Origin of the sequence: Pseudomonas sp. MIACH (assembly GCF_001269925.1) — a bacterium.
Taxonomy (GTDB): domain Bacteria; phylum Pseudomonadota; class Gammaproteobacteria; order Pseudomonadales; family Pseudomonadaceae; genus Aquipseudomonas.
This window is the reverse complement of the sequence record NZ_LHVO01000058.1, coordinates 1-23308: the sequence shown is the minus strand read 5'-3', so window position 1 is coordinate 23308 and position 23308 is coordinate 1. Positions and strand designations below refer to the sequence as shown.

At 61.1% G+C, this 23308-nt stretch carries 14 protein-coding genes; 9 read left to right on the top strand and 5 right to left on the bottom strand.

Annotated features, from left to right (window positions below; all coding sequences use genetic code 11):
* Window positions 1-77 precede the first annotated feature (77 nt).
* On the top strand, window positions 78-5249 hold the full coding sequence (locus tag AD670_RS24450) for an NEL-type E3 ubiquitin ligase domain-containing protein (protein ID WP_053138378.1): 5172 nt from the start codon (window positions 78-80) through the stop codon (window positions 5247-5249).
* A gap of 549 nt (window positions 5250-5798) precedes the next feature.
* On the opposite strand, the gene AD670_RS24445 is transcribed toward AD670_RS24450, so the two are convergent.
* The 3 genes from AD670_RS24445 to AD670_RS24435 all read right to left on the bottom strand — a co-directional run bounded on the left by AD670_RS24445 (window position 5799) and on the right by AD670_RS24435 (window position 8158).
* Window positions 5799-6698: a hydroxymethylglutaryl-CoA lyase gene (locus tag AD670_RS24445; RefSeq protein WP_053138858.1), complete on the bottom strand. Its 900-nt coding sequence runs from the start codon at window positions 6696-6698 to the stop codon at window positions 5799-5801.
* A 16-nt stretch (window positions 6699-6714) separates the two neighbouring features.
* Complete coding sequence (locus AD670_RS24440) at window positions 6715-7107, bottom strand: MerR family DNA-binding transcriptional regulator (protein ID WP_053138375.1); 393 nt, start codon at window positions 7105-7107, stop codon at window positions 6715-6717.
* A gap of 115 nt (window positions 7108-7222) precedes the next feature.
* On the bottom strand, window positions 7223-8158 hold the full coding sequence (locus tag AD670_RS24435) for a LysR family transcriptional regulator (protein WP_053138373.1): 936 nt from the start codon (window positions 8156-8158) through the stop codon (window positions 7223-7225).
* A 166-nt stretch (window positions 8159-8324) separates the two neighbouring features.
* Between AD670_RS24435 and AD670_RS24430 the strand changes: the two genes are divergently transcribed.
* A complete protein-coding gene (locus AD670_RS24430) occupies window positions 8325-9554 on the top strand; it encodes an acyl-CoA dehydrogenase (protein WP_053138369.1) in 1230 nt (409 codons plus the stop codon).
* Window positions 9555-9623: 69 nt separating this feature from the next.
* Here AD670_RS24430 and AD670_RS24425 read toward each other — a convergent pair whose 3' ends face one another.
* Window positions 9624-10958 carry a substrate-binding domain-containing protein gene (locus tag AD670_RS24425; RefSeq protein ID WP_053138366.1) on the bottom strand — a complete coding sequence of 445 codons (1335 nt, stop codon included), beginning with the start codon at window positions 10956-10958 and terminating at the stop codon, window positions 9624-9626.
* 188 nt (window positions 10959-11146) lie between these two features.
* On the bottom strand, window positions 11147-11959 hold the full coding sequence (gene xthA, locus AD670_RS24420; protein WP_053138363.1) for an exodeoxyribonuclease III: 813 nt from the start codon (window positions 11957-11959) through the stop codon (window positions 11147-11149).
* A 168-nt stretch (window positions 11960-12127) separates the two neighbouring features.
* On the opposite strand from xthA, the gene AD670_RS24415 reads away from it, so the two are divergent.
* The 7 genes from AD670_RS24415 to AD670_RS24385 all read left to right on the top strand — a co-directional run bounded on the left by AD670_RS24415 (window position 12128) and on the right by AD670_RS24385 (window position 23106).
* Window positions 12128-12772 carry an N-acetyltransferase gene (locus AD670_RS24415; protein WP_053138360.1) on the top strand — a complete coding sequence of 215 codons (645 nt, stop codon included), beginning with the start codon at window positions 12128-12130 and terminating at the stop codon, window positions 12770-12772.
* A 64-nt stretch (window positions 12773-12836) separates the two neighbouring features.
* Window positions 12837-14564, top strand: a complete 1728-nt coding sequence (locus AD670_RS24410) for an autotransporter assembly complex family protein (RefSeq protein WP_053138358.1) — start codon at window positions 12837-12839, stop codon at window positions 14562-14564.
* The gene (locus tag AD670_RS24405; RefSeq protein WP_082341039.1) at window positions 14564-18235 is read left to right on the top strand and encodes a translocation/assembly module TamB domain-containing protein; all 3672 of its coding nucleotides are present in this window, start codon (window positions 14564-14566) and stop codon (window positions 18233-18235) included. Before AD670_RS24410 ends, AD670_RS24405 begins: the two co-directional genes overlap by 1 nt.
* 205 nt (window positions 18236-18440) lie before the next feature.
* Window positions 18441-18914, top strand: coding sequence for a MarR family winged helix-turn-helix transcriptional regulator (locus AD670_RS24400; protein WP_053138352.1), 474 nt, complete (start codon window positions 18441-18443; stop codon window positions 18912-18914).
* On the top strand, window positions 18911-20362 hold the full coding sequence (locus tag AD670_RS24395; protein WP_053138349.1) for an efflux transporter outer membrane subunit: 1452 nt from the start codon (window positions 18911-18913) through the stop codon (window positions 20360-20362). The genes AD670_RS24400 and AD670_RS24395 overlap by 4 nt, the downstream gene beginning before the upstream one ends.
* Before the next feature lie 15 nt (window positions 20363-20377).
* The gene (locus tag AD670_RS24390) at window positions 20378-21577 is read left to right on the top strand and encodes an efflux RND transporter periplasmic adaptor subunit (RefSeq protein WP_053138346.1); all 1200 of its coding nucleotides are present in this window, start codon (window positions 20378-20380) and stop codon (window positions 21575-21577) included.
* Window positions 21577-23106 (top strand): DHA2 family efflux MFS transporter permease subunit, encoded by a 1530-nt coding sequence (locus tag AD670_RS24385; RefSeq protein WP_053138343.1) that lies wholly within the window; start codon window positions 21577-21579, stop codon window positions 23104-23106. The genes AD670_RS24390 and AD670_RS24385 overlap by 1 nt, the downstream gene beginning before the upstream one ends.
* Window positions 23107-23308 lie beyond the last annotated feature (202 nt).

Below are 23308 nucleotides of genomic sequence, written 5' to 3'. Positions count from 1 at the left end.
GGGTGCATGCCTACCGCGTCCCGCGCGCGGGTGTTGCCTAGAGTGGCGCAATATTTCGCCACTCGAAGGCTACACGCATGACAGACAGCATCACTGACCCACCCGCCGACAGGGTGTCGGACCTGCAAAGTCCGCACCTGAGTGTCATCAAGGACAATACTCCCGACTGGTACACCGAGGCGCAGGACAGCCGCAAAACTGAACTGGCGTCATTGGACCTGCGTATTCCCGACTGGTACAAAAAGGCCCCGCAGGCTGACAGGGACCGCCTGGGCAAGGTGCACAAGCGCAGCCGTGCGTCGTTGAACCAACTGGATCAGATGCTCGGTGAGCTGAAGCCACCGGCAGAGTATGCCGAGCCGCTGTTGGTGGCCGCGATCGAACAAAAGTTCGGGAAGCGGCTGGACCCCAGGAAGGTGTTCTATGCGCGCAAACTGGAGCAAACCAGCTGCGACGCGCAGCTCACTGAGGTCTCGACCACACGCGTCAGCGAATTGGGCCCGCAGTTTTATTCTTATAAAGGTGTCAGCCTGTTGGAAGCGGCGCTGAACAACTTTGCTCCGGACCAGGCGAATGAGCCGGTGTGCGCGGACTGTCACTTGATCACCGGGTACGATTTTCACCGGTATTCAAGCGCTCTGGTGCACACCTCAGCCAATGTCAAGTCGCTCAAGCTCGACATCAAGGCCCACGCGTTCGCCCAACTGTGCAGGTACTTGGATCTGGGGCGTTCCTACTACGAATACCTGCGAGCCGCCATCAACCGCCATAGTGCGCCGGCAACCCAGAATCAGCCGGCGGGCAAGTTATATAGCAGCCTGATCATCAGCCATCGAAACCAATTGGAACTGGCGGCAGAAATCGCGGTGATGAAGGGCGATATCCAGCCTGCGCAACACCAGTTGATCTGCAGCCTGCTGCTTAATCAGTCCACCGGTAAATGGTCAGAAAAGACGGTCAAGTTTTCGCCGTTGCGGCTGTGCAATCTTTATATCGAGAACATCCTGGTCATCGGTCCGGTGGAGTGGCGGGAAAACACAAGGAATGCCCAACTCCTGCCGCTGCCCTGCATGGTGTATATCCCTGGCGATCCGCTTCATCCACTCAAGAGCTATCACCACATAGCGGCTTTTACCGACCATTTGACGACACGTCTGTGCCGGGCTGAATACCGCAAATTCTTCAGCCAGTTTGTGCCGCTCGCCCATCAGGACGGTTTTTTTACCCGGCTCAAGGCCTTGCTCGACCCCGGCGCGGCGCATGCCGTGGATGAAGATTTTTCCGCCGCCAATAAAAGTCGCATCACCGACCAGGGGACGTATGGCGCCTCATGGCGTGATGTCTGGATGGACTGCGCGACGCAGCGTATCCGGCTGATCATGAACAACGCCAGTGCCGCCGTGGCCTCCACCCAATCGGTGACCGATCGGGCGTATAACGCCTGGCTCTGGTCGTGGGGCAGCACGGCACTGGATATTCTCAATCTGGCTTCTTTCGTGGTGCCCTTCCTGGGGGAGGCCATGCTGGTCGTTGCGGCCGCGCAGATGGTCTATGAGATAGGCGAAGGCATTGAAGCGTGGTCCGAAGGCGACACTCGCACGGCCTGGGCGCACTTTTCGGCGGTGGGTCTGGATCTGGCGGGGCTGGCGGTGCCCAAAGTGCTGATGGCAGCCAAAGACACGGCATTTATCAAGCGCCTGGTGCACGTGGAGTTCGGTGGGCGCACGCGTTTGCACAGTGTCAATCCGGGCCAATACCTGCACCGGATCGCGTTGCCCGAAGGGCTGCGGCCGAACGCGCAGGGGCTGTATGCCCATGAGGGAAGCCTCTATCTGCCGGCAACTGACGGTGGTCACTACAAGGTCGTCACCGGCGCCGAGGGTGAATCCAGGCTCCAACACCCCGACGGCGATTCACGTTATGCGCCACGCATTCACCATAACGGCATGGGCGCCTGGGTCCATGAGTTCGAACAACCCCTGACGTGGGACCGCAAGACCTTGCTCCGGCGCATTGGCCATACGGTCGATCACCTGAGCGATAGCCAGCTTGAGCAGGCGAGGCTATTCAGCGGAGTGTCGGATGACGAGTTGCGTCAGGTGTTTATCGAGCATCGGGCGCCGCCGCCACTCTTCAGAGACATGCTCCGGCGATTTGAGTGCGACGCCAAGCATCAGGCTTTTATCGATCGGCTGAGCAGCCCCGACCCCAACGTGTTCAGTCGCGTCAACTGGTTCATGCAAGTCAAGTTGTTGATCGACAATGGTATGTGGCCTAAATCGCGGGTGCTGATAGCCTTTGATTCCGAGGGCAATCTGACGTGGCTTTCAGGCAAAGTCAGAAGCCCACGTGAAGTGGTCAAGTTGCAGCCTGAACAGCTCGGCAGTGGGGTCCTGCTCCCCGCCATGCTTAATCAACTGACTGAAGGTGAAATACGCCAGTTGCTGGATGAAGAGGAGGTCGAGCACGAGATACACGCGGAACAGGTGATGCTGGGCATCATTACGCCCGGTGAGCGTTCGGTTGACGGTAAACCGACATTCGCCGAGGAACGTATGGCGCAACTGATGTGCGCGCAGCGTACACCGGCAGCCAGGGCCGCAAGGTACCGGGATCGATTGCTGACAGCGGCTAAAAACACCCGGAATGAGCTGTTCAATCTGGAAATGTCGGCCGGTGATATCTCCAGTGATGTCCACGTCCAGTGGCTTCAGCGCAGCTTTCCCAGCCTGCCTAAATTGGCCGCCGAAGAAATAGTCGCCCACGCCAGGCCCGAAGAGTTGGCACGTCGCATTGAACCCACATCACGCTTGCCGTTGCGGCTGGCCGAAGAGGCACGCCGTTACGCGCAAAAGGCGCGTGTCATGCGGGCGCATGCCGATCTGCTGTTCGACAACCAGCTGACAATGGACGGCGTACACCTGGCGCTGCACAAGCTGGCCGCCATTCCGGGGAAGCTGGATGGGGTGTGTATTGAGCTGCGCGCCGATACGTATGAGGGGGCTGTGCTGGACCGGGTCGGCGATACGACCGCCCCCAGGCAGCTTCGTCTGATCCGCAGCGACATGAAGGAGTGGATGTTATACAGCGTGCCGCAACAAAGACTCTATTGGCGCTATGACAAGGACGCCTTTTTCAGCGCGCTGTGGCTTGCCAGCGGCGGCCGGTTCACCCGTTGGCCAGCGCTGCAATCGTCCACCCAGGCCTTGAAAGCGCAACTGGCGCACTTGCCGCTGGGTGAGCAGGCAAGCCGGCGTGCGCTGGGCCTGCAACCGATCAGGCCCGGTTTCAAATCCCCGATGCGCCTGGCGGATGGACGCATCGGTTATCCGCTGAGTCCGGTGGGGGGCGCGGCACAGCGTCCGTTTGTTTGCACCATGAAAGCGATGGTGCTTTACCCCTCGAAGTCCCTGGCTGAAGTCGAGACCCTGCTAGGGCTTCAAGGTGCGGCGGATGCTGTGCTATTGGCGAGGCTGGCGCACCTGGAAACGGAGTTTCTCGATCTGAATAAAGCGCTGGTGAACTGGCAGGAGGAGGAATCGGGCTATGCGAGTGCCAGGCGCAGAGTGTCTGCGACGATCAAAGAAGTCTGGCAGCGAGGTGGCGCACAGGCATTCGCGGGGGATGGCGCACCCATCGGCCATGTGCTGGATCTATCCGAAGAAGCGGTCGGTGAGCTGCCTGCGATTACCGCCAATATGGATCATGTGGGCCATCTGAGGTTACGTCGAATGGGGCTTTCCGACCGTTCTTTGCCTTTTCTGCAGGCATTTGGCGGCCTGCGCTGGTTGAACCTGAGCGAAAACAATTTCACCCAACTGCCGGCGCTTCGAAACGGCGGGGCAGGGCTGACCAAACTCAACTTGAAGAGCAATGACATCCAACTGACCGAGCAGAGCCGAACGCGCCTGGAGAGCATGCAGCAGTTGAAGATTTTGAATCTGGGACACAATCGACGTTTGGGATGGTCGGCCGATGTAAGCCGCTTACGCGAGTTGAACCAGTTGTATCTGCCGAACACCGGCACCACCCTATTTCCCGTCGGCGTCGAACGTTTGCCTGCTCTCGCCCGTATCGACCTGCATGCAAACCAGATCACCACGTTGCCTGAATACGCTTATCAGCACCGGGAGCGCATCAACGTGCACGAAAATCCCTTGTCGGCGGCCACCCTTGCGCGCCTTCAAATGGGCGAGCCCTTGATGCAATGGGGCGAGCACGTCACCGTGGATGAGGCGCGTGATCTCTGGCTGGGCGAGCCATCGGCCGCAGAGCTGGCACGGCGTGGTGGGATCTGGGACGAACTGCGGAGCATTCCTGGGTCGGCGGCTTTTTTTACCGTATTGGCCGATACCACCCGCAGTGCCGAGTACGCCAGTGCAGTGACCCGCCCGGCACTGACGCAGCGAGTGTGGGACATGCTTGAGGCCGCGAGTGAAAGCCAGGCTATTCGCGAAGCGCTGTTTACCACCGCCGATGATCGAGTCACCTGTGGCGACGGCAGTTCGGTCGAATTCATGAACCTTGAAAGCGAGCTGATGGGGGCCTGGGCACTGGAAATGGCGGGAACGGAGCACGTTGAAGGCTCGCTGATCGCCACGGGCAGGAAGCTGTTTCGTTTAACCCTGGTGGACGCCATTGCTCAGCGGGATGTCCAGGCCAGGGGGCCCGGGTTTACTGAACAGGTCGAAGTCATCCTGGCATACCGTACCCGGCTTGCAGACCGGCTTGAGTTGCCGGTCAAGTCCCGCGAGATGCTGTTTCCCCAGCAGGCCAATGTGAGTCAGCCCGCGATCGACGAAGCCTATGCGCAGGTGCTGAGGGACGAGCGCAATACCGCTGCCGAAGAGACTTTTTTGACCGGGCGCCTGTTCTGGGAAACACATCTTCGCAGTCGATACCCCGAGGAACTCAAGGCATTGATGGCACCGGAGCTTGATCTGATCGACGAGAAAAGCACCGCGTTGTTTGAGCTTTCGGATCTGCAAGGCGAGCAGGTTGGCGCCGCAGACCAGGCCACAAAAGACCAGTGGCAGGCGATGCATGACCAGGTGACTGACCGGCTGGCGGGCCTCTTGGGCAGGCGCCGGGATGAAATACTCGTGAACGGCGCGATGCAGAGTGCGTTTTTTGAGAGCGAACTCAAGCAGTTGGGAGTGGCGCGGCAGGCGCTGGAACAACGATCACTGCGAATTTTGACCCGCAGGGTGCTCAACAACTTCGCCGCCACCCAAGGAACACCGCTTTAAATACCAAGGTGCAGACAGCACAAAGGGGACCCGGAGGTCCCCTTTAATTTGTCGTTGCGTGCTCTTTTTTTATTATTGAGGGGCGGTCTATTGTTGTTTTTGGCAACCGTTACCCTTTACCGCTGTTTTTGGCGACCCCCATCCGGGGTCAAGAGCAAACGTATTTTTTTGAGCGCTGATCTGCTTCTTCGTTATCGATCCAACCAGTGGGTAGCTACCTGAGGTAGTTTTATTTTTCTCTTACCGGTTGCGGGTTTCGGCATGCCGGACCCTGCGAAGCACATCTTCTCCAAAAAAATCTGTTAGCTGCGTCTCTGCCGTGTTGTTTTTGTTATGTCAGAGTCGTTTCGTCTTATTTTTATTAGGTTTGGCGCTTTTTATTCTTGTTATGCCATAGAGATAGCAGAAGCCGTGCCAACTTTATAAAGTCGTTTAAAATCAATAGGTTAAATTTTTTGTGGGATGTCGCCTACGGCAAATACGACAAAATATGTTCCCGTGTTACTCGATGTGTAGCCGTGCGGTAACACATTGTCACGGCCACGCTACTCAAACGCTGTTACGCACCTTCGCCACGCGTGAACCGGTGGGTCGACCCAGGACGTTACTGATTTGCAGGCCCGCGCGAATCAACGCGTCCAGGTCGATACCGGTGTCGATCCCGAGGCCATTGAGCAGGTACAGCACATCTTCGGTGGCGACGTTACCGCTGGCGCCCTTGGCATAGGGGCAGCCGCCGAGGCCCGCGATAGAGCTGTCGAATACGCTGATGCCCTCCAACAGGCTGGCGTAGATATTGGCGATGGCCTGGCCATAGGTGTCATGGAAGTGGCCCGCCAGTTTGTCCCGTGGCACCTGCGCACCGACCACATCGAACAGGCGTCGCGTGGTACCCGCCGAGCCGGTGCCGATGGTGTCGCCCAGGGACACTTCGTAGCAGCCCATGGCATACAACTCCCGCGCAACCGCTGCCACTTGTTCAGGCGCAACCTCACCTTCGTAAGGGCAGCCCAACACACACGACACATAGCCGCGCACGCTGATGCCATGCTGCCTGGCTGCGGCCATGATCGGCGCAAAGCGCTCCAGGCTTTCGCTGATGGAACAATTGATATTGCGCTGGGAAAACGCCTCGGACGCCGCGGCGAACACCGCCACTTCCTTCACGCCCGCCGCCAGCGCGTCCTCAAAACCGCGCAGGTTTGGCGCCAGCGCACCATAGGTCACGCCGGGCTTGCGCTGGATCTGCGCGAACACTTCTGCAGAACCGGCCATTTGCGGCACCCACTTGGGCGAGACAAAACTGCCGACTTCGATATAGCTCAGGCCCGCCGCGCTGAGGGCATCCACCAGTTGGACCTTGTCAGCCACGCTGATGGGCTGGGCTTCGTTCTGCAAACCGTCGCGCGGGCCGACTTCCACCAAGCGCACATGGGAGGGGAGGGACATGGCAGCTACCTTCTGATCAATGGCCAACCTGGCTCATGGTGTGGGCCAGGGCTTGGGTGCAACGCTCTTCAGCAGTGTCCAGCTCCAGCTTCATTTGTTCGATATCCAGCAGTTGCTGCTCCAACTGCTCACGGCGCTCGGCGATCTTGGCCAGCATGCTGTTGAGTTGGATGTGATTGCCGCTGGTGGGGTCGTAGAGTTCGATCAGCTCGCGGCACTCGGCCAGGGAAAAGCCGATGCGCTTACCGCGCAGGATCAGCTTGAGGCTGACTTTGTCCCGCGCCGAGTAAATGCGCTCCTGGCCCCGGCGTTCCGGGGCCAGCAGGCCTTGTTCTTCATAGAAGCGAATGGCCCGGGTGGTGATGTCGAGCTCGCGGGCGAGGTCGGAGATACTGTAGGTCGTGCTCATGGGGGCGCTCGAGAAAGTCTTGGCGCTAAGCTAAAGGCAGGTTGACGTGAACGTCAAGGGCCGCTGCGCAGCCCATCGCGGGCACGCCTCCTCCCACAGGGGGCGTTCTTCAACCTCAGGCCTGTTGCTGATCCAGTTTCTTTTCGTGGGCGGTGACTTGCTGGCACAACTCGATCATCTGCTCGCGCATCCAGCGGTTGGCCGGGTCCTGGTCGGTGCTCTCGTGCCAGTACAGGTGGGTTTCCACCGGTGGCACGTCATTGACCGGCAGGTTGAACCAATGCAGTTCATGACGGCGGGCGAAGCGTTCGGGCACGGTCATGACCATATCGGTCTGCTGCAACACCTGCGAGGCCATCAGGTAGTGCTGGGAGCGCAGCGCGATCTTGCGCTGGATGCCCATCTTGCCCAGGGCCAGGTCGACGTGGCCCAGGCCGTTGCGGCGGCTGGAAATATGGATATGGGTCAGCGACAGGTAGTCATCCAGGCTGAATTTATCCTTGCCCGCCATGGGATGGCCCTTGCGCATGGCACACACATAGCGATCTTCCATCAGCTTCACATGGCGTACCTGCGGGTCAGTGTTGAGCGGCGCATCCACGGCAAAATCCAGGCGCCCGGCCGCCAGTTCCTTGGTGGTCTCGCGACGTTTGGAGAGGAAACTCTCGATCACCACGGTGGGTGCCAGGCGGCGCAGGCGTTGGAACAGCAGCGGCAGAATCACCGCCTCGGTGAGGTCGGTCATGCTGATGCGGTAGGTCTTGGCCGCCTGCTGCGGGTTGAAGATGCGGCTTTCCTGCACCGACACCCGCAGCAACGACAGCGCATTGCGCACCGGGCCGATGATGTTCTGCGCCATCGGCGTGGGCACCATGCCCTGGGCGGTGCGCACGAACAGCGGGTCGTTGAAGGTTTCCCGAAGACGCGCCAGGGCGTTGGACACCGCCGGCTGGGTGATGCCGACAATCTGCCCGGCGCGGGTCAGGTTGGCTTCGGTGTAGATCGCGTCGAAGACGATAAAGAGGTTGAGGTCGACCTTGCTCAGATTCATTGGGTTGCGCTCTTATTATTAGGTGGCGATTTGTTACGTGCTCATACGTCGATCATATATCGGTGATGAATGTTAATACACGCCGAGAATAGGCTAGGTAAATTATCAACGCTGTTCTAGCATCGATTGCATGACCTAAACAACCTCTCAAAGAAGGGAGCTGCTCATGGATTTCGCCTATTCGCCCAAGGTTCAGGAACTGCGTGAACGTGTCACTGCGTTTATGGACGCATACGTCTACCCGGCCGAGCCGGTGTTCGAACGTCAGGTCAGCGAAGGCGACCGCTGGCAGCCCACCGCCATCATGGAAGAGCTGAAAGCCAAGGCGAAAGCCGAAGGCCTGTGGAACCTGTTCCTGCCCGAATCCGAACTGGGCGCCGGCCTGACCAACCTTGAATACGCACCCCTGGCCGAGATCATGGGCCGCTCGCTGCTGGGCCCGGAGCCGTTCAACTGCTCCGCCCCTGACACCGGCAACATGGAAGTGCTGGTGCGCTACGCCAACGAAGAGCAGAAACAACGCTGGCTCGAGCCGCTGCTGCGCGGTGAGATCCGTTCGGCCTTCGCCATGACCGAACCGGACGTGGCCTCCTCGGACGCCACCAACATGGCTGCCCGCGCCGAGCGTCAGGGCGACGAGTGGGTGATCAACGGCAAGAAGTGGTGGACCTCCGGCGCCTGCGACCCGCGCTGCAAGATCCTGATCTTTATGGGCCTGAGCAACCCGGATGCACCGCGCCACCAACAGCACTCGATGATCCTGGTGCCGGTGGATGCCCCCGGGGTAAAAATCGTACGCCCGCTGCCGGTGTTCGGCTACGACGATGCACCCCACGGCCACGCCGAAGTGCTGTTCGACAATGTGCGTGTGCCGTATGAAAACGTACTGCTGGGTGAGGGCCGAGGCTTCGAGATTGCCCAAGGCCGCCTTGGCCCTGGCCGTATCCACCACTGCATGCGCTCCATCGGTATGGCTGAGCGCGCACTGGAGTTGATGTGCAAACGCTCGGTCAGCCGTACCGCGTTCGGCAAACCCCTGGCGCGCCTGGGCGGCAACATCGACAAGATCGCCGACTCACGGATGGAAATCGACATGGCGCGCCTGCTGACGTTGAAGGCGGCGTACATGATGGACACCGTGGGCAATAAAGTGGCGAAAAGTGAAATCGCCCAGATCAAGGTGGTGGCGCCGAACGTGGCGTTGAAGGTCATCGACCGTGCGATCCAGATCCACGGCGGCGCCGGCGTCTCCAACGACTTCCCGCTGGCCTACATGTACGCCATGCAACGCACCCTGCGCCTGGCCGACGGCCCGGACGAAGTGCACCGCGCGGCCATCGGCAAGTTCGAGATCGGCAAGTATGTGCCTAAAGAGATGATGCGCAGCGGGCAGTAACACCGCGTCGCCTGCATCGGGGGCTTGCCCCCGATGAGGCCGGATCAGGCACTGAAGATCCAGCAGCCCTCAGTACACCCACACCTCCACCCGCCGATTCTTGATCCGCCCTTCATCCGCCGTATTCGCCGCCACCGGCATCTGTGCGCCGAAGCCGCGAATATCGCGCAGCACCACGCCGCTCTTCACCAACTCCCGGCGTACCGCCATCGCCCGCAGCTTCGACAGCAGCGCAGCGCGTTGCGGGTCATTCTTGGCATCACCAAAGCCCACCAGCGTTACCTGCTTATCCAGCTTGGCGTGGCCGTTCAGATACGCCACCACCCGCTGCAAGTCCTGGCGCGCCTTGTTGTCGAGGCTGGCGCTGCCTTCTTCGAAACGAAAGTTCACGGTTAAACGCTGGGCGTCACGGGCGATGGCTTGATAGTCCTCGGGCATTGACGAGCGTGGCTCCACCGCGATCGCCTGCACCTGCTGCGCAATAAACCCATTGGCCGCCACAATCGCCTGGCCTTTGCTGCTCTGGGCAAAGTCCACCAGCGCCTTGGCCCACGGGTTGCTGGAGGACGGCGGCAGGTAGAAGAACAGCCGGCGTGACAGCGGGTAATCCTCGGTGGCAATCAGGCTGTTCAATGGCAGCATCGGTTGCGAGTCGCCATCGACAATCGCCACCGCCTTGGCCTGGCGCACGTAAGGCAAGCCGATAAAGCCGATGCCCTGGGGATCCTGGCTCACCGCATCGGACAACGCTTCGCTGGACTCGAAACGCTTGGCGGACGCGGCCAGGGGCTTGCCGCGCAGGCGCAGCACCAGTTCCTTGAAGGTGTCATAGGTGCCGGATTGGTCATCCCGCGCGTACAAATGAATGGCACCGCCGATACCGCCCAGCGCTTCCCAGGTGTCGACCTCGCCGTTGAAGATCTGCGCCAGCTGCTCGGTGTTCAACGTATTCAGTGGGTTGTGCGGGTTGAGGATAATGGCCAGGCCGTCGATGGCGATCACCTGTTCGGCCTCGGGGCTTTTAAAATCGCCCAGGGGTTCGAGGTCCACCAGTTCGCTGTCCTTGATCGGACGGGAAGACGCAGCCAGGTCGGCACTGGCTTTTTTCAGCGCGGCAAATCCGGTGCTGGAACCATGGGCCGCCACCTCGACGGTCACCGTCTTGCCCTGGCGCGTCTTGCCGACCACGCGCTGTTCATTGGCGCCCTCGGTCGGTTCAACGTGCACCGCCTGCAGGCCTTGGTGCTCCATCAACCCCTTGACCAACGCCGGCCCCAACGCCGCGCCAATGGTATTGGAACCCTGGATGCGCAAAGCCGGGCCTTGATCGGGAACGGGTAGGGGGGCAGCCACGACGGAGAGGGAAAACGCGCTACACAACAGGAACAGCACGCGCAGCATCATGCCGGCACCTTCTCAAGCCAAAGGGAGTGCCGCGAGATTAAGTCAGTTGGATTTCAATAATGTGACGGTTACTCAAATGATCAAAACTGTGTGAGGGGCGGTGTGACAGTCAGCTTATCTGTTACTGATACACCGCGATCGGGGGCAAGCCCCCTCCCACATTTGGCCCGAGTACACAGTCAAGGGGATCAGCTCAATTCCAGCCAGATCGGCGCATGGTCCGACGGTTTCTCCAAACCCCGCAGGTCGTAATCCACGCCGGCATCCTTGACCCGCGCCAACAAGCCATTGGAGGCCATGATCACGTCAATGCGCAGTCCACGCTTGGGCTCATCCTCGAACCCGCGGCTGCGGTAGTCGAACCAGCTGAAACGGTCGGCCACCTCGGGGTTCAGGTGGCGGAAGCTGTCCACCAGGCCCCAGTTCTTCAGGCGCGCCATCCACTCGCGCTCTTCAGGCAGGAAGCTGCACTTGCCGGTTTTCAGCCAGCGCTTGGCGTTGTCGGCACCGATGCCGATGTCGCAGTCTTCCGGGGAAATATTTACGTCGCCCATCACCACCAGGGCCTGGTCGTTGCTGAACTGGCTTTCCAGCAGGTGCTGCAAATCTGCGTAGAAGCGCTGCTTGGCCGGGAACTTGGTCGGGTGGTCGCGGCTTTCACCTTGTGGGAAATAGCCGTTCATGATGGTGATCGGCTGGCCGTTTTCATCGGCGAAGGTGCCCCAGATAAAGCGGCGCTGGGCGTCTTCTTCATCACTGGCAAAGCCCTTGTGCACGCTCAACGCTTCTTTGCGCGAGAGCAGTGCCACGCCGTAGTGGCCTTTTTGCCCGTGGTAGTACACGTGATAGCCCAGTGCCTGCACTTCGGCCAGGGGGAACTGGTCGTCGTGGACCTTGGTTTCCTGCAGGCCGATCACGTCGGGTTGGTGTTTTTCAATCAGTGCCGCCAGCTGATGAGGGCGGGCGCGCAGCCCGTTGATATTGAAGGAGACGATTTTCATGGTCGGCGGTCCAGTCTGGCAAAAGGGCGATGCTAGCGGACAAGTCGGACGGGGGCCAGCGTGGCGGTAGGACAGATGCACTGCTAATGTCTGGGAACGACTGGTGCTGCGTAGGTTCGTACCCATAAGAACGCCATCTATTGAGTGGCGCCCAGGGAGATTGACTGTATGACTGACACTGCCATTGGCGAAGTTCGCCTGCTCAACAGCGGCTATTCCCGCGAAGCCCGCTCCCTGCTGTACCAGGCCTATCGGCATGAGCCGACGTTTGCCTACATCTTTGAAGCAGAACGCGCCGGCTATGAACAGCGGGTACGCGCCACCGTGCGTGAACTGGTCAAGCAGCATTTCTTCCAGAAGCTTCCGGCGATTGGCCTGTTCGTCAACGACCGCCTGATCGGCATCGCGCTGATCGCGCCCCCGCAGCGGCGCCTGGGGATTACCGAAAGCTGGGCCTGGCAATTGCGCATGTGGCTGAGCACCGGCGTGCGCGGTACCCGGCGCTACCTGGACTACCACTATGCGGTGATGGCGTGCTTGCCCAACGAGTCGGTGCATGTGCTGCCGCTGATGGGCATTCACCCGCAATTCCAGGGCAAACACTACGGTGAACAGCTGCTGGAAGCGGTGCACAACTGGTGCGCGGAAGACCCGCACTCGTCCGGTGTGGTGTTGGACACGGGGAATTCGCGCTATCTGGAGTTCTATAAGCGCCAGGGTTACGAGGAAATCGGCGAAGTGGCCGTAGGACCTATTCTGGAGCACGTTTTTTTCCACCCCAATCCGCAGGTGTTACATGCTGCAACGGCTTAGCGCAGAATTTTTCAGAATCGTCTGAGTTCTAAGTTTCTCCCCAGCTCGTGTAGCATCCGCGCCTATGAAGTTTCCAGGAAGATTTACCAGCGGCTTGGTTCTGCTGTTCACAAGCTGCGGCGCATTTGCGCAAAGCGAATTGGACGTGCGGATCAAGCCTTCAAACGACGCGTTGAAAGCCAACATCGAAGGCTATATCGGCGGGGTTGGCGATCGTGATGAAGAGGCCTTGCTGCGGTTCAGCCGTGGTGCCGAAGAGCAGGCGCGCAAAGCCGCCCAGGCGCTAGGTTTCTATCAGCCCCGGATCGAAAGCGATGTGAAGGGCGGCAAGAACCCGAGGCTGATCCTCACCATCGACCCCGGCGAACCGGTGCATTTGCGCAACGTGACCATTCGGGTCGACGGCCCTGCCGCGGACCTCAAGGCCTTTCGCGTGCCCGCCAGCGACGACCTCAAATCCGGTGCCGTGCTCAACCACGGCCATTACGAAGACGCCAAGCGTCTTATCCAGAACCAGTCCTCGCGCTACGGCTTTTTCAGCGGGCGCTTCACCCGCCAGAAACTCTCGGTAGACCCGCAGGCCGGCGTCGCCGATATCGAACTCATCTATGACAGCGGCCCGCGCTACACCTTGGGCAAGGTCAGCTTTGCCGGCGATACGCCGTTTGACGACGAACTGCTGCAACGCATGGTGCCGTTTAAAAGCGGAGCCCCCTACGATTCCGAACTGATCGCCGAACTCAACCAGAACCTGCAGGCCAGCGGGTTTTTCGAGGGCGTGCGCGTGGACGCCGCCCCAGCCGCATCGGCCAATGATGTGATTCCGGTGGCCGTCAACCTGGAGACCCGCAAGCCCCGCACCATGGGCCTGGGCCTGGGTTTCTCCACCGACGTCGGCCCGCGCGGCAAGGCCAACTGGACCCGCCACTGGGTCAACCCCCAGGGCCACAGCTACGGCTGGGAAGCGGAGCTGTCGGCGCCACGGCAGAACGTCGGCCTGTGGTACGACATTCCGCTGGACCCGCCGCTCACCGATAAATTCCGCTTCGCCGGCGGCTACCAGAATGAAGAAATCGCCAACACCGACACCTTGAGTAAATTGCTCACCTTAGGCCCCGAGTGGCACAGCAAGTTGCCCAGCGGTTGGACACGGGTGATCTCGCTCAAATACCAGCGCGAAGAATATCGTCTGGGCAATGACTCGGGCCTCAGTAACCTGGTGATGCCGGGGATCAGTTATTCCTACCTGCGCAGCGATAACCGCATCGACCCCCACAACGGCTACCGCCTGCAATTCGACAGCAAGGTCGCCAAGGAAGGGTTGGGCTCCGACACCAACCTGCTTTACGGCACGGCCATGGTCAAAGGCCTGACCACCCTGTGGGACAACCACCGCTTCCTGGCGCGGGCGCAGGTCGGCGGCAGTGCCACCAACGGCTACAGGTCGGTGCCACCCTCACTGCGCTTCTTCGCCGGTGGCGACCAGAGCGTGCGCGGTTACGAGTACCAGACGCTGTCGCCGGAGAACGACCGGGGTGACCGTGTCGGTGGCCGCTATATGGTGGCCCTGAGCGCCGAGTATCAATATTCCATCGCCGAAAAATGGCGGGTCGCAACCTTTATCGACCAGGGCAACTCCTTCAACACCCTGGACTTGCCCAGCCTGAAGACCGGCGTCGGCGTCGGCATTCGCTGGGTCTCGCCGGTCGGGCCGATCCGCCTGGACCTGGCCCATGCCCTGGAAGACCCGGGCGGCGTTCGATTGCACTTTTCCATGGGGCCTGAGCTGTGATGCGTGGTTTGAAAATAGCGGGGGTGGCTCTGGTGGCCGTCCTCGTCGTGTTGTTACTGGCACTGTGGGCAGTACTCGGTACCCAAGCGGGCAGTCGCTGGGCCGTGGAGCGTGTACCGGGGTTGAGCGTGGAGAATTTCCACGGCCGCTTGGGCGGCCAGTGGAGCGCCGATCATCTGCTGTGGGCGCAAGACGGCAGTCGCGTCGAACTCAATGCGCCGACGTTTGACTGGTCACCGGCGTGCCTGCTGCGCATGACCCTGTGCATCAATCGCTTGGACGTGGAGCAAGTCAGCCTGGACTTTGCGCCAAGCACTGAAGAGAGCGAGGGGCCGATTCAGCTGCCGGATCTGAAGTTGCCCGTTTCCATTCAGTTGGGCGACGTTCGTGTCGGCAGCCTGCTGTTTAACGGCAGCGAACAACTCAAGGGCCTGCAACTGGCCGCGCACTGGACCGCCGCCGGCCTGCAGATTGACGCGGTGCACCTGCAACGGGACGGCCTGGTGCTGGACCTGAACGGCCTGTTGCAACCCAGCGGCGACTGGCCGCTGACCGCCAGCGGTAACCTGAGCCTGCCTTACGCGCCGGGCGGCGCGCCGTGGACGGTGGCGCTCAAGGTCGAGGGCGACTTGCTCAAGACCCTCACGCTCAATGGTGAAAGCAACGGTTACCTGCCTGGGAAACTGCTTGCCGAGTTGCAGCCACTGGCGCAAAACCTGCCCGCACAGGTGCTGGTGACGTCCGACGCCTTCAAACCCGACGCCGACTTGCCGGACACGCTGCAACTCAATGAATTGGTGCTACTGGCCAAGGGTGACCTCAGCAGCGGTTACCTGCTGTCGGGCAAAGCCGTACTCCCTGCGCAAAAAAGCCCTGTGGCGTTGTTGCTCAAAGGCAAAGTCGACGCCAAGGGTGCGCAGATCGACAACCTCGATCTGCATGGCGATGCCAACCAAAGCCTCAAACTTACGGCCCAGTTGGACTGGCAACAAGGCTTCAGCGCCGAGGCCAAGATCGACTGGCTGGACTTCCCCTGGCATCGCCTCTATCCGGTGATCGACGAGCCACAGGTGGTGTTGCGCACCTTCAACGGTGAAGTCTCCTACAAAGACGGCAACTACCTCGGCAACCTCAAGGCCGACCTCGACGGCCCGGCCGGCAAATTCAATGTGGTCACGCCGTTCAGTGGCGACCTTACGCAAGTCTTCCTGCCGGAACTGAAACTCACCGCAGGCCAAGGCAAGGCCGAAGGCCATCTGAACCTGAAGTTCGCCGATGGCATTGCCTGGGATACCGCGTTGGACCTGTCGGCGCTGAACCCGGCGTACTGGGTGGCGGAGTTGCCGGGCACGCTGGCCGGCCCCTTGCGCAGCCAAGGTGAGTTCAAAAACGAACAGCTCAAACTCAACGCCGACCTCGACCTCAAGGGCCGCCTGCGTGGGCAAACTGCGGTGCTGGCGGCCAAGGCCGAAGGCGCGGGCGAGCAATGGACCCTGGCCAACCTGGATATCCGCCTGGGTGATAACCGCATCAACGGCAGCGGCAGTCTGCAGCAACGCCTGGCCGGGCAGATCGATATCAAGCTGGCACGCCTGGCTCAGCTGTGGCCGCAGTTGCGTGGTCAGGTGAATGGTCGGCTCGACGTGGCCGGCAGCCTCAAGGCGCCCCAAGGCAAACTCGACCTCAAGGGCCAGCAACTGGCGTTTGCCGATAATCGCCTGCAAAGCCTTAGCCTGGACGCGACCCTGGACAGTGCCCAGCGCGCGAAAATCGACCTCAAGGGCAGCGGCATTCAAAGCGGCGACACCCAGGTCGGCACGCTCACCGCCAGCGCCCAGGGCGACATCAGGAACCAGAAGGTCCAACTCGACCTGGCCGGCCCCTTGGTCAAACTGGCCCTGGCCTTGGACGGCAACCTCGACAAAGGCAACTGGCGCGGGCGCCTGGCCAGTGGTGATGTGCAGGCCGGAGGCCAGGACTGGAAGCTGCAAGCGCCGGCAAAAATCGAGCGCATGGCCGACGGCAAGCTGACCTTTGCGGCCCACTGCTGGGTCTCCGGCGCTGCCAGCCTGTGCGGTGAAGACCAGCGTCTGATGCCCGAACCGAAATTGCGCTACCACCTCAAGCAATTCCCCATCGACAGCCTCGCGGCGTTTTTGCCCAAGGACTTCGCCTGGCAGGGCAAGCTCAACGCCGACATACAACTGGACTTGCCCGACAGCGGCCCCAAAGGCGTGGTCGCGGTGGATGCCAGCGGCGGCACCTTGCGCGTCAAGGACAAGGACCAGTGGCTGGACTTTCCCTACGACACCCTGAAGTTGGAAACCACCCTCAACCCCAAGCGTATCGATACCCAGCTGAACTTCCGTGGCGGCAAGCTCGGCGAGTTGCTGGTGCAGGCGCAGATCAACCCGCTGCCAAAAAACAAGCCGATCAGCGGCAATTTCAGCCTCACCGGCCTTGATCTCGCAGTGGCGCGGCCATTTGTGCCGATGGTGGAGAAACTCAACGGCAAGCTCAACGGCAGTGGCCGCATCTCCGGTGGCCTGCTGGCGCCGCAGGTCAACGGCAACGTGAACCTGGTGGGCGGCGAAGTCTCCGGGCCGGAACTGCCCATCAGCCTTGAAGGCCTGAACGTGCAGGCGTTGATTGCCGGTGAGAGCGTGCAGCTCAATGGCGCATGGCGCAGTGGCAAGGCCGGGCAGGGCAGCCTCAAGGGCCAGATCGATTGGGGTCAGGCCCTGGTGGTGGACCTCAACCTGCAAGGTTCGCAGTTGCCGGTCACGGTGGAGCCCTACGCGGTGCTCGAAGTGGCCCCCGACCTGAAAATCAGCCTGAAGCACGACAAACTGGCGATTGCCGGCAAGGTGCGCATCCCGCGTGGTGATATCACTGTGCGGGAACTGCCGCCCTCCACCGTCAAGGTCTCGGATGACACAGTGATCGTTGGCAGCCAGACCGAAGAGGGCAAGCCGCCGATGGCCATGGCCATGGATATCGACGTGGCGGTGGGTGAAGACCAGCTCAACTTCTCGGGGTTCGGCCTGACCGCCAAGGTGCAGGGCCATGTGCACATCGGCGACAACCTGGATACCCGTGGCGAACTGTGGCTCAACGACGGCCGCTACCGTGCCTACGGCCAGCGGCTCGATGTGCGCCGCGCACGCCTGCTGTTCGCCGGGCCGCTCGATCAGCCCTACCTGGATATTGAAGCGATCCGCAAGACCGATAACGTCGTCGCCGGCATCCGCCTCAGCGGCAGCGCCGAGCAGCCCACCACGCAGATCTTCTCGGAACCGGCCATGAGCCAGGAGCAGGCGCTGTCCTACCTGGTACTGGGGCGCCCACTGAGCACCACCGGCGAAGACAACAACATGCTCGCCCAGGCGGCCCTCGGCCTGGGCCTGATGGGCAGCGCCGGGGTGACGTCGGATCTGGCCAACAAGCTGGGTATCCGCGACTTCGACCTCGACACCCAGGGCAGCGGCAACAACACGGCGGTGGTGGCCAGCGGCAAGATCACCGAGAAACTCAGCCTGCGTTACGGGGTAGGCGTGTTCGAACCGGCCAGCACCATCGCCTTGCGCTACCTGCTGAGCAAGAAGGTCTACCTGGAAGTGGCGAGTGGCGTGGCCAGCTCCCTCGACATCTTCTACAAACGCGATTTCTAGATCCTTTCGCAGTACAAAATGTGGGAGGGGGCTTGCCCCCGATAGCAGTCGTTCAGTCAACACATCAGTGACTGACCCAACGCTATCGGGGGCAAGCCCCCTCCCACATTAGCAAGCAAGCTAATTATTCCATTTGACTTTCGCTGCCTAGGCAGTAACATCTCGTCATACATTCACTGCCTAGGCAGTAATAAGGTGACTTCCGATGTCTCACTTCACCCCCGAAAACTTCCACAACTGCCACCTCGGCCTGTTGCTGGGCCGCGCGGCGCTCCTTAAGGACCGCATCATCGACACCCACATGGAACCCCACGGCATCACTGCCGCGCAGTTCAAGGTGTTGATCATCATGGCCCAGTTCGGCGTCGACACCCCGGCGGAGCTGTGCCGCAACCTGTCCCTGGACAGCGGTTCGATGACCCGCATGCTCGACCGGCTGGAGCAGAAAGGCCTGCTGGGCCGTAAACGCTCCGAGCAGGATCGCCGCCAGGTGCAACTGGTCCTGACCGCCGACGGCCAGCGCCTGGCAGACATGCTGCCGCACATAGGCGCCCAGGCGTTGAACCAGCTGGCGGGCGTACTTGAGGCTGGCGAGCTGGAAACCCTGGAACGGATCCTCAAGAAAATTCTCATAGCTGCCGGTGATCCCATCACCCTGCAGCGGGTAGGTAAAGAATGAACACACGTGCCCTTTGCCTGGTGCTCGTGGCCATGAGCATGGCCGGTTGCGCCAATTTCAGCGGCCTCGACACCCAAGGCAAGCGCCTCGACGCCAACACCCTGCAAACCGGTAAATCCCTGAGCGGGGTGACCCTGTCGAGTGCCGCCTGGCCCAGCGCCGACTGGTGGAAAAGCCTCGGCGACCCGCAGCTCGACGGCCTGATCCAGGAAGCCCTGCAAAACAGTCCCGACATGCAAGTCGCCAGTGCCCGCGCCCATCAGGCCGAAGCTGCCGCGTATGCCGCGAATGCCGCGCGCATGCCGACCCTGGATGCCAGTGCCGGCGTGAGCCGTTCACGCCTGGCCAAGGACCAGGACCCGCGCGGCGAGGGCGATGCCTATTCGACCGTGCGCAATATCGGCGCCAGCTTCAATTACAACTTCGACCTCTGGGGTGGCCAGCGCGCCGCCTGGGAAGCCGCGCTGGGCCAGGCCCGCGCCGCCGAAGTCGACCAAAAGGCCGCGCGCCTGACCCTCGCTGCCAATGTGGCCAAGGCTTACAGCGACCTGGGCCAGGCGCATATCGTGCGTGACCTGGCCACCGATGACCTCAAGCGCACTCGGCAAATGCTCGACCTGAGCAAGCGCCGCCTCGACTCGGGCATCGACAGCCATTACCAGTACCAGCAAACCGAAAGCCTGGAAGCCAGCTCCCAGTCGCAATTGATCGATGCCGAAAAACAATTGCAGAGCGCCAAGATCGCCCTTGCCGTATTGCTCGGCAAAGGTCCGGACCGTGGCAGCGAACTGGCCCGCCCGAATGTGTTGAAGCCCGCCGCTGTCGCCGTGCCGTCGGTGTTGCCCGCCGAATTGCTGGGCCGCCGCCCGGACCTGATCGCCGCGCGTTGGAGAGTCGAGGCCGCCAGTCAGGACATTGCCGCCAGCAAGACGCGCTTCTACCCCAACCTCAACCTCAGCGCGAGCGCCGGGGCCGAGTCGTTGCTGGGGGATGCGATGTTCGGCTCGGCCAGCCGCTTCTTCAATATTGCGCCGACGATCTCGCTGCCGATCTTCGATGGCGGCCGCCTGCGCGCCGACCTTGATGCTCGCGATGCCGACTACGACCTGGCCGTGGCCCAGTACAACAAAACCCTGGTGCAAGCCTTGGGCGATATCGGCAACACCCTTTCGCAACTGCGCGAAACCGGTCGGCAGATCCAGGCCCAGCAACATGCTGCGGACATTGCCCAGCAGTCTTACGACACCGGCATGCAGCGCTACAGCTCAGGGATCGGTAACTACCTGGATGTGCTCAGCATCGAGCAGCAATTGCTGCAGGCCCAGCGCCAGCTGGCAAGCCTGAATGCCGCGCAGATCGATCTGTCGATTCAATTGATGCAGGCCCTGGGTGGCGGATACAACGCCGACAACGTGGCATCGACCACCCCAGCCACTCGCACGGAATAATTTGAGGTATTTGTCATGGCCACTGCCGAAAACACCAACGCTACAGAACAACCCAAAGACAACAACCCACGCAAACGCAAAGTCATGCTGATTGGCCTGGCACTGATCGTTATCCTCTGCGTCGTGGGCGTATGGGCCTGGCACGAATTCTACGGGCGCTTCAACGAGAGCACCGACGACGCCTACGTGAATGGCAACGTGGTGGAAATCACCCCGCTGGTCACCGGCACCGTGGTCAGCATCGGCGCCGACGATGGCGACCTGGTCCACGAAGGCCAGGTGCTGATCAACTTCGACCCCAACGACGCCGCCGTCGGCCTGCAAAGTGCCCAGGCCAACCTGGCCCGCACCGTGCGCCAGGTGCGGGGCTTGTACAGCAATGTCGATGGCATGAAAGCCCAGGTCAACGCACAGAAAGCCGATGTGCAAACCGCCCAGGACAACTTCAACCGCCGTAAGACCCTGGCCCAGGGCGGCGCGATTTCCCAGGAAGAACTGTCCCACGCCCGTGACAGCCTGACCGCCGCCAAGAACGCCCTGACCAACCTTGAGCAACAACTCAAGACCAGCAACGCGCTGGTGGATGACACCGTGATCTCGTCCCACCCGGACGTGCAGGCTGCCGCCGCGCAACTGCGCCAGGCCTACCTGACCAACGCCCGCAGCACCTTGATCGCACCGGTCACCGGCTACGTGGCCAAGCGCACCGTGCAACTGGGCCAGCGTGTACAGCCGGGTACTGCGCTGATGGCGGTGATTCCGCTGAACCAGCTGTGGATCGACGCCAACTTCAAGGAAACCCAGCTGCGCGACATGCGCATTGGCCAGCCGGTGGACATCGAGTCGGACATCTATGGCAGCGATGTGAAGTACAGCGGCACCGTGGATAGCCTCGGCGCCGGTACCGGCAGTGCGTTTGCCCTGCTGCCGGCGCAGAACGCCACCGGTAACTGGATCAAGATCGTGCAACGGGTGCCGGTACGCATCCACATCAATGCCGAAGAGCTGGCCAAGCACCCGCTGCGGGTCGGTTTGAGCACCGTCGTCAATGTTGACCTGCATGACCAGAGCGGCCCGGTGCTGGCGCAACAGGCGCCGCAGAAGGCTTCGTTCACCACCAATGTGTATGACCGCCAATTGGCCGAGGCTGACGCCATGATCACCCAGTTGATCCATGACAACAGCATCGCCGCGCCCAAGGCTGTGCAACGCTGATGAGCAATAACGCCTCCTTCACGCCGCCCAGCCTGTTGATGGCCACTATTGGCCTGTCGCTGGCGACCTTTATGCAGGTGCTCGACACCACCATTGCCAACGTGGCGTTGCCGACCATTTCCGGCAACCTCGGCGTGAGTTCGGAGCAGGGTACCTGGGTGATCACCTCGTTTGCGGTGAGCAACGCCATCGCCTTGCCGCTGACCGGTTGGTTGAGCCGGCGTTTTGGCGAAGTGAAGCTGTTTTTGTGGGCCACCATTCTGTTTGTGCTGGCTTCGTTTCTTTGCGGTATTTCCACTTCGATGCCCGAACTGATTGGCTTTCGGGTGCTGCAAGGCCTGGTGGCCGGGCCGCTATACCCGATGACCCAGACCCTGCTGATCGCGGTTTACCCGCCGGCGAGGCGCGGCATGGCCCTGGCGTTATTGGCGATGGTCACGGTGGTGGCGCCGATTGCCGGGCCGATCCTCGGCGGCTGGATCACGGACAGTTATAGCTGGCCGTGGATCTTCTTTATCAACGTCCCCATCGGCATCTTTGCGGTGATGGTGGTGCGTTCGCAGCTCAAGAAACGCCCGGTGGAAACCAGCTACCAACCGATGGATTACGTCGGGCTGTTGAGCCTGATCGTCGGTGTCGGTGCCCTGCAGATCATCCTCGACAAGGGCAACGACCTGGACTGGTTCGAATCCAACTTCATCATTGTGGGCGCGGCGATTTCGGTGATTGCCCTGGCGGTGTTCATCATCTGGGAAATGACCGACAAACATCCGGTGGTTAACCTGCGGTTGTTTGCCTACCGCAACTTTCGCATCGGCACGATTGTGTTGATCCTGGGGTACGCGGGCTTCTTCGGCATCAACCTGATCCTGCCGCAATGGTTGCAAACCCAGATGGGCTATACCGCCACCTGGGCCGGCCTGGCAGTGGCGCCGATCGGCATCCTGCCGGTGCTGATGTCACCGTTTGTGGGCAAGTACGCGCACAAGTTCGACCTGCGCCTGCTGGCGGGCCTGGCGTTCCTGGCGATTGGCTTGAGCTGCTTTATGCGTGCGGGCTTCACCAATGAGGTGGACTTCACCCACATCGCCTTGGTGCAGTTGTTCATGGGGATTGGCGTGGCGCTGTTCTTCATGCCGACCTTGAGCATCCTGATGTCCGACCTGCCACCGCACCAGATTGCCGACGGTGCCGGTCTTGCGACCTTTCTGCGGACCCTGGGCGGCAGCTTTGCGGCCTCGCTGACCACCTGGATCTGGATTCGCCGTGCGGACCAGCACCATGCGTACATGAGCGAGAACATGACCGCCTATGACTCGGCCACCCGCGACGCGCTGCAGGCGCTCGGTGGGGCAGGGCACAAGGCCTATGCGCAACTGGACCAGATCCTCACCAGCCAGGCATACATGATGTCCACCGTGGATTACTTCACGTTGCTGGGGTGGATGTTCATGGGGTTGATGTTGCTGGTGTGGCTGGCGAAGCCGCCGTTTACCGCAAAAGCGGGGCCGGCTGCTTCGGGGCACTGATTGGCAAAGACTGAAATGCAATCAAGTGTGGGAGGGGCAAGCCCTAATGCCAGTTAGTTAAGGGACAGAACGGGCAACCCGTCACCTGTGGCGAGCGGGCTTGCCCCGCGTTGGGCTGCGAAGCAGCCCCAAAACATAGCCCCGGAGCTGTCTGGCACACTGCAGTGCTCTTATTGGGGCTGCTGCGCAGCCCAACGCGGGG

Excerpts from the sequence above, each read along its gene's own strand:
- AD670_RS24395 (WP_053138349.1), top strand. The coding sequence starts at position 18,911 with ATGAACACACGTGCCCTTTGCCTGGTGCTCGTGGCCATGAGCATGGCC.
- AD670_RS24425 (WP_053138366.1), bottom strand. The coding sequence starts at position 10,958 with ATGATGCTGCGCGTGCTGTTCCTGTTGTGTAGCGCGTTTTCCCTCTCC.
- AD670_RS24410 (WP_053138358.1), top strand. The coding sequence starts at position 12,837 with ATGAAGTTTCCAGGAAGATTTACCAGCGGCTTGGTTCTGCTGTTCACA.
- AD670_RS24430 (WP_053138369.1), top strand. The coding sequence starts at position 8,325 with ATGGATTTCGCCTATTCGCCCAAGGTTCAGGAACTGCGTGAACGTGTC.
- AD670_RS24450 (WP_053138378.1), top strand. The coding sequence starts at position 78 with ATGACAGACAGCATCACTGACCCACCCGCCGACAGGGTGTCGGACCTG.
- AD670_RS24390 (WP_053138346.1), top strand. The coding sequence starts at position 20,378 with ATGGCCACTGCCGAAAACACCAACGCTACAGAACAACCCAAAGACAAC.
- AD670_RS24440 (WP_053138375.1), bottom strand. The coding sequence starts at position 7,107 with ATGAGCACGACCTACAGTATCTCCGACCTCGCCCGCGAGCTCGACATC.
- AD670_RS24400 (WP_053138352.1), top strand. The coding sequence starts at position 18,441 with ATGTCTCACTTCACCCCCGAAAACTTCCACAACTGCCACCTCGGCCTG.
- AD670_RS24435 (WP_053138373.1), bottom strand. The coding sequence starts at position 8,158 with ATGAATCTGAGCAAGGTCGACCTCAACCTCTTTATCGTCTTCGACGCG.
- AD670_RS24385 (WP_053138343.1), top strand. The coding sequence starts at position 21,577 with ATGAGCAATAACGCCTCCTTCACGCCGCCCAGCCTGTTGATGGCCACT.
- xthA (WP_053138363.1), bottom strand. The coding sequence starts at position 11,959 with ATGAAAATCGTCTCCTTCAATATCAACGGGCTGCGCGCCCGCCCTCAT.
- AD670_RS24415 (WP_053138360.1), top strand. The coding sequence starts at position 12,128 with ATGACTGACACTGCCATTGGCGAAGTTCGCCTGCTCAACAGCGGCTAT.
- AD670_RS24445 (WP_053138858.1), bottom strand. The coding sequence starts at position 6,698 with ATGTCCCTCCCCTCCCATGTGCGCTTGGTGGAAGTCGGCCCGCGCGAC.
- AD670_RS24405 (WP_082341039.1), top strand. The coding sequence starts at position 14,564 with ATGCGTGGTTTGAAAATAGCGGGGGTGGCTCTGGTGGCCGTCCTCGTC.